This is a genomic window from Streptomyces sp. NPDC007162 (genome assembly GCF_040634175.1).
In the GTDB taxonomy this organism is placed as follows: domain Bacteria; phylum Actinomycetota; class Actinomycetes; order Streptomycetales; family Streptomycetaceae; genus Streptomyces.
Window position 1 is genome coordinate 1 of the sequence record NZ_JBEYFC010000347.1, and the last position, 9,903, is coordinate 9,903.

Sequence of the window (9,903 nt, forward strand, 5' to 3'; positions counted from 1 at the left end):
GGCCCGCCGGCTGATGGAGCAGCGCGGCCGCGGCCGTGAGCAGTCCGTGGGCCAGGCCGAGGCCGGTACGGGCCAGCTCGCGGGCGCGTTCCCCGGCGTCCGCGGCCTCGGCGGCGAAGGGCAGGGCGGCGCCCGCGGAGGGGACCGCTCCGAGGGTGGCCCCGGGGGAGGCCTCCGGGGTGGCCTCGCCGGAGACCGCCTCCGTGCCGTCCGAGGGGAGGGCGGAGGCCGGGGTGTCCGGGTCGGCCGGGGTAGCCGGGGTGGCCGTGACCGTGGGCGGCGGCGGGGGCGGCTCCTGGCCGATGCCGAAGCGGTAGTCGTTGGACTCCCCGACCCAGGCGCCGTCCGAGCCCCGCCGCTGCACGAGGGCCGCGTCCGCGGTGACCGCGTTCGGTACGGCGTCGGCGGCGAAGGCGACTCTGACCTTCACCGAGACGGTCGCCGCGGGCGCCACGGTGAACCCCGGGAAGTCGTTCCCGTCGAACACCCCGACCAGTTCGGACTCGTCGGTCTCGGTCAGCGGGACCGGGCGGGTGTGCGGGCCGTCGTAGAACTCCAGCTCGGTCTGGGCGGGCTTGAGGACCCGATGGTCGTCGACGAGGACGACGACCGGGTGGACGTCGGTGCAGGTGCGGTTCGTGGTGTTGGTGAGGTCGAGGTACCAGGTGCCGTAGCCGCCGCCGGGCTCGTAGGACGTGGGGCCGCCGTGGATACGGGTGGTGAGGGGGAAGTCCCGTGCGTCGGCGCCCACACAGGACGCCTCGGCGACGGCGGGGGCTGCGGTCGCCGACGGCACGGGGACGAGGACGACGGCTGCGGCGGCTAGGCAGAGGGACAGGGGGGTGCTCAGTCGCATGCGCATGAACAGGTGACTCTGCCGGGCGGCGACGGAAGCCGACGGCCGCCACTCCGGGCACGGGCGACAACTCCGCCCGTTCAGCCCCTCCTCTCACCCGTCCGCCCGGCCGAAGAGCGGCGCCAAGAGCAACTGCGCCGCACCCTCGGCGACCGCGCGGTCCCCGCCCGGGGCGAGGCGGACGGGGACGGTCGTGCCGAGGGGGCCCTCGCGCCGGGCGCGTTCGTCGAGGACGGCGGCGACCCCTCGTACGAAGGTCTCCGGCGCGGCGGCGATCGTGCGGCCGCCGAGCAGCACGAGGTCGATGTCGAGCAGCCCGGCGAGGTTCGCGGCGCCGGCGCCCAGGACCCGTGCCGCCTCCTCCGGCTCCGCCCGGCCCACCGCCGCCAGGCACAGCGCCTCGACGCAGCCGCGGTTGCCGCAGTGGCACGGCGGCCCGTCCAGCTGGATGACCTGGTGGCCGAGCTCCCCCGCCCCGGTCCGCGGCCCCCGGTGCACACTGCCGCCGATCACCAGTCCCGCACCGAGGCCCGTACCGAGGTGCACGTACGCGAAGGAACCGCCCTCCCCGCCGACCGCGAGCCCGAGGGCGGCCGCGTTGGTGTCCTTGTCGACGACCACCGGCACCCCCAGCCGCTCCGCGAGCGCGTCCCGCAACGGGAACCCGTCCCACTCCGGGAACCCGGTGACCCGGTGCAGCACCCCGTGGACGTGGTCGAGCGGCCCGGGCGCCGCCACCCCGACCCCGAGCAACGTGTCGCCCCCGTACCCGATCAGCTCCCCGGCCACCGTCGCGAGCGCCCCCACCACGGCCGCCGCCCCCGCCCCGAGGTCCAGTTCGGCGCGCCGCTGCGCCACCACCCTCCCGTCGAGGTCGACCAGCACCGCCCGCAGCTCGTCCCGGTCGAGATGCACCCCCACCGCGTGCCCCGCCTCCGGCACCAGCCGCAGCACGGTGGCCGGCTTGCCCCCCGTGGACGCGCGCCGCCCGGCCTCCGCCGCGAGGCCCTGCTCCCGCAGCCGGGCGGTGATCTTGCTGACGGCCTGGGGGGTGAGCCCGGTCCGCCCGGCCAGTTCGAGCCGGCTGATGCCCTCGCTCCCGGCGGTCCGCAGCAGATCCAGCACCAGCGCGGTGTTGTGGCTGCGCACGGCGAGCAGATTCGCCCCGACCGGCCCCGGCCCGCTCCTGGTACCGCCCCGCGCGCCGCCCCGCACAGCGATGCTCCCCATGCTGCTCGTCGTCTCGTCCACGGGCCCATTCTCCCCGCCACTTGCACTTAGGCAACAGCGTTGCGAAAGTAGGACGCATGACAGCTGCCACTCCCCTGCGCGTCGGCCTCATCGGCTACGGCCTCGCCGGATCCGTCTTCCACGCCCCTCTGATCGCCGCCACCGAGGGCCTCGCCCTGGACACGGTGGTCACCTCGAACCCCGAGCGGCAGGCGCAGGCGAAGGCCGAGTTCACCGGCGTCCGGACGGTCGCCGCCCCGGACGACCTGTTCGACCGGGCCGACGATCTCGACCTGGTCGTCATCGCCTCCCCGAACAGGACCCACGTCCCGCTGGCGACCACCGCCCTCAAGGCGGGCCTCCCGGTCGTGGTGGACAAGCCGGTCGCCGGTACCGCCGCCGAGGCCCGCGACCTGGCCGCACTCGCCGAGGAGCGCGGTCTGCTGCTCTCGGTCTTCCAGAACCGCCGCTGGGACAACGACTTCCTCACCCTGCGCAAGCTGCTGGAGGACGGCGAACTGGGCGAGGCGTGGCGCTTCGAGTCCCGCTTCGAACGCTGGCGTCCGCGGCCCAAGGGCGGCTGGCGCGAGTCCGGCGACCCCGCAGAGATCGGAGGTCTGCTCTACGATCTCGGCAGCCATGTCGTCGACCAGGCCCTGACCCTCTTCGGCGCGGCCACCGAGGTGTACGCCGAGTCGGTCGTCCGCCGGGACGGCGCCGAGACCGACGACGACACCTTCATCGCGCTCACCCACGCGAACGGCGTCCGCTCCCACCTCTACGTCTCGGCGACGGCACCCCAGCTCGGCCCGCGTTTCCGGGTGCTGGGCTCGAAGGCGGGATACGTCAAGTACGGCCTGGACCCGCAGGAGGCGGCCCTGCGCGAGGGCCACCGCCCGGGCGCCTCGGACAGCTGGGGTGCCGAACCGGAGTCGCTGTACGGCCGGATCGGCGCCGGGGAGTCCCCGGTCACCGGCGGCGGCCGCGCCGTCCCCACCCTCCCCGGCGACTACCCCGCGTACTACGCGGCCGTGGCCCGGGCCCTGCGGGGCGAGGGCCCCAACCCGGTGACCGCACTGGAGGCGGCGGCCGCCCTGGACGTACTGGAAGCAGCCCGCCGTTCGGCGGCCGAGAAAGTGACGGTGACCCTCTGATGCACCACCCGCAGCTCACCCCCCGGTCCACCCCCGAGCTCACCCCGTCGGTCGAGGAGCTGGAGGCCCAGCAACGCCGTCTGGTCTTCCCGCAGTTCACGAACGACGACGCGTGGGCCCTGGGCTCCCTGCTGGTGGAGATGGCACGCGAACGCCAGGCCCCGGTGGCCGTGGACATCCACCGCGCGGGCCAGCAGCTCTTCCACGCCGCCCTGCCCGGCTCCACCCCCGACAACGACGCCTGGATCACCCGCAAACGCCGGGTGGTGGAGCGCTACGGCGCGCCGTCCTACCTGGTGGGAGCCCGCTGCCGGGCCAAGGGCACGACGTTCGAGGAGACCTCCCGCCTGGACCCCGACGCGTACGCGGCCCACGGCGGCTCCTTCCCGATCACGGTGGAGAACGTGGGCGTGATCGGCTCGGTCACGGTCTCAGGCCTCCCCCAACTCCAGGACCACCGCTTCGTGGTGGAGGCCCTGGAGACATACCTGAAGCTCTGACGCACGTGAGATGAAGCGCGCCCCTTAGGGGCGCGGGGAACTGCGCGAACAACCACGAACCACCCCGCACCCGCCCACGCAGCGAACTCCCCCACCCCTCAGGCGTTCTTGAACTCCTGCCGCTGCCGCCCAAGCCCCCCGATCTCCAGCTCCACCACATCCCCACCCCGAAGGAACGGCTTCGGCTCCGGCGCCCCCATGGCCACCCCCGCCGGCGTCCCGGTGTTGATGACGTCCCCGGGGTACAGCACCATGAACTGGCTGACGTACCGCACCACTTCGGCCACCGAGAAGATCTGCTCGGCCGTGGTCCCGTCCTGCTTCAGCTCGCCGTTCACCCAGAGCTTCAGCGACAGGTCCTGCGGGTCGCCGACCTCGTCGGCCGTCACCAGCCACGGCCCCAGCGGATTGAACGTCTCGCAGTTCTTCCCCTTGTCCCAGGTCCCGCCCCGCTCGATCTGGAACTCCCGCTCGGAGACGTCGTGCGCGACGGCGTACCCGGCGACGTACGCCAGCGGGTCCTCGTCGTCGGCCACATAGCGGGCGGTACGCCCGATCACGACGGCCAGCTCCACCTCCCAGTCGGTCTTCACCGACCCGCGCGGCACCAGCACGGTGTCGTACGGCCCGACGACCGTGTCCGCGGCCTTGAAGAAGACGACGGGCTCGGCCGGCGGCTCGGCCCCGGTCTCACGGGCGTGGTCGTGGTAGTTGAGCCCGATGCACACGACCTTGCCGATCCGCCCCAGCGGCGGCCCGATCCGCAGCCCGGTCGCGTCGAGCGCGGGCAGCTCCCCGGCGTCGGCGGCGGCCCGGACCCGGCCGAGGGCGGCGTCGTCGGCGAGCAGCGCGCCGTCGATGTCGTCCACGACACCGGACAGGTCCCGCAGGACCCCCTCGGCGTCGAGCAGAGCGGGCCGCTCCGCCCCCGCCGTACCGACTCGCAGCAGCTTCATGATCGTCACCGTCTCCCTTGATAGCGAGCGCCCGGCCGATGGGTGCAGCCATCGGAGGACTGGTCGATCCTCCAAGATGCACGTACAGCGGGCAAGAGCCTGTTCACGTACTGGACCGTCCTCCACTCCCCTCGCCCTCTCATCGGTACAGCACCGCGCGCTCCACCGCGCTCCAGGCCGTACTGGTCACCACGTACAACGCGGCGGCGAGCGGCACCGCGGCCACGGTGAAGAGCGTGAAGAACGACATGTAGGGCACGACCTTGGTGACCGCCCCCACCCCCGGCACCGACTGCTCCCCCTCACCGCCGACGACGCCCGGCACCGCCGTCCGCTTCGCCCGCAGGAAGTTGAAGCCGGCGACGACGGCGACGAGGACGAACAGCCCCGCGTACACCAGCCCCGCGCCCCCGAACAGCCCGCCACCGGCATCCCCCAGCAGGTCGACCCACCGTCCGCCGAGCGGAGCCCCCAGCAGGTCGTGCGCGAGCAGTCCGTTGTCCCGGCCGCCGATCGTCGGGTTGGAGAAGAGGTGGTACAGGAGGAAGAACGCGGGCAGCTGCAACAGCCCCGGCAGACAGCCGGACAACGGGGACACCTTCTCCTCGGCGTGCAGCTCCAGCACGGCCTTCTGCAGGGCCTGCTGGTCCTTCCCGTGCTTCCGGCGCAGTTCGGCGACCCTGGGCTGGAGCGCGGCCCGAGCGCGCTGGCCGCGGGCGGCGGCTCGGGACAGGGGATGCACGAGCAGGCGTACGAGTGCGGTGAACAGGACGATCGCGGCGGCGGCCGCGGAGGCGTGGAACAGCGGCTGGAGCAGGTCGGCGAGATGCTCGACCAGGCCGGCGAAAACGGACATGGGTGGGAGCCCTCCAGGGGGTCTCGTCGTGCCGTGGTGATGAGGTGGGACGGCATGACGACCCGCGCGGGGTCACCGGGAACGGATCCCGGGTGCCCTACGCGGTGGTCGCCTGGAGGCGGAGTCCGGGTGCTCGCGGCCGGGTGCGGCCCTTCGCGTCCGGATCGCGTTGCGCGAGGAAGGCCGTGCGCTTGGCCCGGTCGCGGATCGCCGTACGGACCCGGGTGGCCGGTACGACGGGCGCGGAGCGCGCGGCGAGCAGGCAGCTGACGGCGAGGGCCGAGCCGACGGCGGCGGTCGCGGCGAGCGCGACGGTGGTGAAGAGGCTGCCGGAGTCGAGCAGCAGGAGATCGAACAGCACGAGCAGGAGCAGGGCGGCGAAACGCGAGGCCAGGACCCGACGGCCGTACACACGCATGTCAACTCCCCCTCTCCTCACCGCCCTTTATACGACACCAGCTTCCCCCAGACCACCATCCGGTACCGCGAGGTGAACTCGGGCGTGCAGGTGGTGAGCGTGATGTAGTACCCCGGCTCCCGGTAGCCGTACGACGGTTTCACGATCGAGCGCGGTACGGGCCGGACGACCCCGGAGTCGAGGGACGACGTCTGCGGCAGGATCTGGTCCACGACGTACGTGTACGTCCCCGATTCCGTCTCGACCTCGATCGGGTCCCTGAGCCGGAGCCTCGGCAGGTAGCGGAACGGCTCGCCGTGCGTGTTCCGGTGCCCGGCGAGCGCGAAGTTCCCCGCCTGGCCGGGCTGTTGGGTGCCGGGGTAGTGGCCGACGTACCCGTGGTTGAGCACCTTCGGCTTGCTGACGCCCTCGGCGATCGGCACGCGCAGCCCGAGCCTCGGGATGACGAGGACGGCGTACGCCTGGGAGGCGACGACCCGGGTGGTGTACGACGTCTGCTGACGGCCGGAGCCGGTGCCGGTGCCGACGGACGGCGCGGAACCGCCCGTACCGCCTGAACGCTCCTTGACCGCGCCACCACCCGCGCTCGACCCGCCCTCCCCCCACGCCCGCTCCAGCGCCTGCACCTTCCGCTCGGCCCCCTGCTTCGCCTCCCGGTTGGTCCACCACAGCTGGTGCACGACCAGGAGCATCAGCACCACGCCCACGGTGACGAGGAGTTCACCCCCGGTCCACAGCACCCGCCGCCCCACACCCCGTCGCCGCACCGCACACCTCCCGCCGACCCCGCAGCCCCCGGTTGGGCCCGCACGATAGGACGCCCGCGACCAAGTCACCAGAGCCACAGCACTTCCCGCCCCGCCCCCACCCCCCGACCACTTCGTCCACCGGTTTTAGAAAGCACTGCCACAACTCTCGACAACCCCACACGTCACACCTGATGCTTCGTGTTGGCATGCGGGGGGACGAGTCGACGCCGGTTCGGGAACCGGTGTTTGAGCCGCACGGAGAGGTTGAGAAGCAGCCATGATCCGACGCAGAACACTCCTGGCCGCCGCCGGAGGCGGCATCCTGGGCAGCGCCCTGGCCACCGGCACGGCACGCGCCGACGCGACGATCACCGTCAGCCCGTCGACGTCATGGGGCACCTGGGAGGGCTGGGGCACGTCCCTCGCCTGGTGGGGCAACGTCTTCGGCACCCGCGACGACTTCGCCGACATCTTCTTCACCACCAAGTCGACGACGTACAACAGCACTTCACTCCCCGGCCTGGGCCTGAACATCGCCCGCTACAACCTCGGCGCGTCCAGCTGGAACAGTGTGAGCGGCACCACCATGGTGGCCTCCCCCAACATCCCCGCGTTCAAGCAGATCGAGGGCTACTGGCAGGACTGGAACAACGAGGATCCCACCTCCTCGGCCTGGAACTGGACAGCGGACGCGACCCAGCGGGCGATGCTCGTCAAAGCCGTCAACCGGGGCGCCACCGCCGAGCTCTTCGCCAACTCCCCCATGTGGTGGATGTGCCTGAACCACAACCCGTCCGGCGCCTCGGACGGCGGCAACAACCTCCAGTCCTGGAACTACCGCCAGCACGCCTCCCACCTCGCCTCGGTCGCCCTGTACGCCAAGAACAACTGGGGGGTGAACTTCGCGACGGTGGAGGCCTTCAACGAACCGTCCTCCTCCTGGTGGACGGCGACGGGCACCCAGGAGGGCTGCCACATGGACTCGACCGTCCAGGCGGCCGTACTCCCCTACCTCCGCAGCGAGTTGAACAGCAGGGGCCTGACCGGCACCAAGATCTCGGCATCGGACGAGACGAGCTACGACCTGGCCCGCACCACCTGGGGCGCCTTCTCCTCCACCACCAAGGGCTACGTGGACCGCGTCAACGTCCACGGCTACCAGGGCTCCGGCGGCCGCCGCGACCTCCTCTACACGGACGTCGTCACGACGGCCGGCAAGGCCCTGTGGAACTCGGAGACCGGCGACAACGACGGCACCGGCTACACCATGGCCTTCAACCTCCTCTACGACTTCCGCTGGCTGCACCCCACCGCGTGGGTCTACTGGCAGGTCATGGACCCGTCCACGAACTGGGCGATGATCTCCTACGACGCGAGCACCCTGGCGGCGGGCGCGGTCACCACCAAGTACTACGTGATGGCCCAGTTCAGCCGTCACATCCGCCCCGGCATGAAGATCCTCGACACGGGCGTGAGCAACGCCGTGGCCGCCTACGACTCCTCGGCCAAACGCCTGGTGATCGTGGCACTGAACACCGCCACCTCCGCCCAGACCTTCACCTTCAACCTCTCCGGCTTCAGCACGGTGACCGGCGGCACCGGCGGCCTGGTCCCGCGCTGGAACACGGTGACGACGGGCGGCGACGCCTACAAGTCGTACTCGGACACCTACGTCTCCGGAAAGACGGTGGCGGTGTCGGTGCCGGCGAAGGCGGTACAGACGCTCCAGATCGACGGCGTGACGATCTGACCCGCACCTCCGCCCGCCCCCGGTGCAGGGGGAAGCAGCCACCCGCCCCCTCCCCCTGCACCGCACCCGCCTACTCCCCGCTCCCTCTCTCCATCCCTCTCTCTCCTTTGTCACCGCCGGGCAGTACGGTGTCGTCCATGCGCCCCGACACGCCTGCCGAGAACGTCGTCGACCACACCGCCGAAGCGGCACGCCTGGAGCGGACCGCCGGCCTGTACCCCGAGGACGCCGAAGCCCTCCTCCTCCAGGCCGCGGCCCACCTGGAACTGGCCGACGCCCGCCCCGCCGCGACCGCGCTCTACGACCGCCTGCTGGCCACGCCGGACACCCTGGAGAACGCGGCCCTCGTCCGGGCCCTCAAGGCGTCGAACCTGTGGGAGTACGACCACGAGGCGGAGGCCAGGGCGATCATCGACGGCATCCGCGCCACGGCCCCGCGGGACCCGGCCCCCTGGGTCATCGTCGCCGAGTCCCTCGAAGTCCACGACGAGTTGGAGGCGGCGCACGACACGTTCACCGAGGCGGCCACCCTCCTCCTCACGGACGTCGCCGAGCCCCCGTACGCCACGCACCCGCTTCTCTTCGGCCGCCACCGGGTCCGCCGCATGCTGGGCCTCCCCCACGACGACTGGGACGCCCGCGCGGACACCCTCCACTCGTCCCCGGTCTCCCTGGACGAACTGCACGACCCCAAGCGCGTCTGGTCCCTCGGCTCCGACAACCCGCAGGAGCTGAAGGCCGAGATCTCCCGCCTCCGAGCCGAACTCGGCACCTACCGAGAGGCCCTCTCCCGCCCCTTCCCGGTGGCGATGCTCCACTGGCCGGCGGAGGAACTCTCCGAGCTCCTGTCGGCGTACCCCGACCTGGCCGCCGAGTACCCCTCCCACCCCGAGCACCTCGCGACCATAGAGTCCTCCCTCCGCGAACTCTCCACCTCAGGCACCCCCAACCTGGGCATCGTCACCGGCACGGTCCCCTCCTACGAGGCCTTCGCAGCCTCGGAGGGATCCTCCCCCTCCGACACGACCCTCCTCCCTCAGTACGCGACAACCCTGGCAGCCCGCGGCCGAGCGGTGGCCTGGCCCCCGCAGCGCACGTCGGACTGCTGGTGCGGCCGACCCGAGCAGTACGACGCCTGCCACGGCTCGTAACCCCGTCCCGCCCTCGCCCCGAACAACCCGCCAGCCGCCACCCCACCCGGCGTGCCCGGACGGTCGATCGCGCCCGCAACCCGGGCCAAGACCGCAGCCCACCCCAGTCGCACACCCCGCCAAGCCGCCCACTTTCCCCGGGCCGCCCGCTCGCTTCTCCCCCGTGCCGGAGCGGCCCGGGTCAAGGGTCAATGCCGCGTAGTTAAGCGCCGGGAGGTCGTGTCAAGCGGTTCGGGTGAAGTGGGGGTATGGGGGCGGGGCTCCGCGTAGGACAGGTGGTCTG

The 9,903-nt window shown here is 72.2% G+C and carries 10 protein-coding genes; 4 read left to right on the forward strand and 6 right to left on the reverse strand.

Going from position 1 to position 9,903, the window contains the following annotated elements:
- Both ABZ646_RS31525 and ABZ646_RS31530 read right to left on the reverse strand, forming a co-directional pair.
- Positions 1-862: hypothetical protein (locus ABZ646_RS31525; RefSeq protein ID WP_360526334.1), on the reverse strand; the 862-nt coding region annotated here is incomplete at its 3' end.
- 87 nt (positions 863-949) lie between these two features.
- Positions 950-2,086, reverse strand: coding sequence for an ROK family transcriptional regulator (locus ABZ646_RS31530; RefSeq protein WP_360526360.1), 1,137 nt, complete (start codon positions 2,084-2,086; stop codon positions 950-952).
- A gap of 77 nt (positions 2,087-2,163) precedes the next feature.
- On the opposite strand from ABZ646_RS31530, the gene ABZ646_RS31535 reads away from it, so the two are divergent.
- Positions 2,164-3,240 carry a Gfo/Idh/MocA family oxidoreductase gene (locus tag ABZ646_RS31535; RefSeq protein ID WP_360526337.1) on the forward strand — a complete coding sequence of 359 codons (1,077 nt, stop codon included), beginning with the start codon at positions 2,164-2,166 and terminating at the stop codon, positions 3,238-3,240.
- The gene (locus tag ABZ646_RS31540) at positions 3,240-3,740 is read left to right on the forward strand and encodes a heme-degrading domain-containing protein (RefSeq protein ID WP_360526339.1); all 501 of its coding nucleotides are present in this window, start codon (positions 3,240-3,242) and stop codon (positions 3,738-3,740) included. Before ABZ646_RS31535 ends, ABZ646_RS31540 begins: the two co-directional genes overlap by 1 nt.
- A 98-nt stretch (positions 3,741-3,838) precedes the next feature.
- On the opposite strand, the gene ABZ646_RS31545 is transcribed toward ABZ646_RS31540, so the two are convergent.
- The 4 genes from ABZ646_RS31545 to ABZ646_RS31560 all read right to left on the reverse strand — a co-directional run bounded on the left by ABZ646_RS31545 (position 3,839) and on the right by ABZ646_RS31560 (position 6,737).
- Positions 3,839-4,696, reverse strand: coding sequence for a fumarylacetoacetate hydrolase family protein (locus ABZ646_RS31545; protein ID WP_360526342.1), 858 nt, complete (start codon positions 4,694-4,696; stop codon positions 3,839-3,841).
- Between the two features lie 139 nt (positions 4,697-4,835).
- Complete coding sequence (gene yidC / locus ABZ646_RS31550; protein WP_360526345.1) at positions 4,836-5,552, reverse strand: membrane protein insertase YidC; 717 nt, start codon at positions 5,550-5,552, stop codon at positions 4,836-4,838.
- Positions 5,553-5,649: 97 nt separating this feature from the next.
- On the reverse strand, positions 5,650-5,970 hold the full coding sequence (locus ABZ646_RS31555) for a DUF6412 domain-containing protein (RefSeq protein ID WP_360526348.1): 321 nt from the start codon (positions 5,968-5,970) through the stop codon (positions 5,650-5,652).
- 17 nt (positions 5,971-5,987) lie between these two features.
- Positions 5,988-6,737: a class E sortase gene (locus ABZ646_RS31560; protein ID WP_360526351.1), complete on the reverse strand. Its 750-nt coding sequence runs from the start codon at positions 6,735-6,737 to the stop codon at positions 5,988-5,990.
- A 259-nt stretch (positions 6,738-6,996) separates the two neighbouring features.
- On the opposite strand from ABZ646_RS31560, the gene ABZ646_RS31565 reads away from it, so the two are divergent.
- Positions 6,997-8,469, forward strand: coding sequence for a beta-1,6-galactanase (locus ABZ646_RS31565; protein ID WP_360526354.1), 1,473 nt, complete (start codon positions 6,997-6,999; stop codon positions 8,467-8,469).
- A 137-nt stretch (positions 8,470-8,606) separates the two neighbouring features.
- Positions 8,607-9,620, forward strand: a complete 1,014-nt coding sequence (locus ABZ646_RS31570; RefSeq protein WP_360526357.1) for a hypothetical protein — start codon at positions 8,607-8,609, stop codon at positions 9,618-9,620.
- Positions 9,621-9,903: the final 283 nt, after the last annotated feature.

Bases quoted from the DNA above. Each gene is read 5' to 3' on its own strand.
- yidC (WP_360526345.1), bottom strand. From the start codon at position 5,552: ATGTCCGTTTTCGCCGGCCTGGTCGAGCATCTCGCCGACCTGCTCCAG.
- ABZ646_RS31545 (WP_360526342.1), bottom strand. From the start codon at position 4,696: ATGAAGCTGCTGCGAGTCGGTACGGCGGGGGCGGAGCGGCCCGCTCTG.
- ABZ646_RS31530 (WP_360526360.1), bottom strand. From the start codon at position 2,086: ATGGGGAGCATCGCTGTGCGGGGCGGCGCGCGGGGCGGTACCAGGAGC.
- ABZ646_RS31555 (WP_360526348.1), bottom strand. From the start codon at position 5,970: ATGCGTGTGTACGGCCGTCGGGTCCTGGCCTCGCGTTTCGCCGCCCTG.
- ABZ646_RS31565 (WP_360526354.1), top strand. From the start codon at position 6,997: ATGATCCGACGCAGAACACTCCTGGCCGCCGCCGGAGGCGGCATCCTG.
- ABZ646_RS31535 (WP_360526337.1), top strand. From the start codon at position 2,164: ATGACAGCTGCCACTCCCCTGCGCGTCGGCCTCATCGGCTACGGCCTC.
- ABZ646_RS31540 (WP_360526339.1), top strand. From the start codon at position 3,240: ATGCACCACCCGCAGCTCACCCCCCGGTCCACCCCCGAGCTCACCCCG.
- ABZ646_RS31570 (WP_360526357.1), top strand. From the start codon at position 8,607: ATGCGCCCCGACACGCCTGCCGAGAACGTCGTCGACCACACCGCCGAA.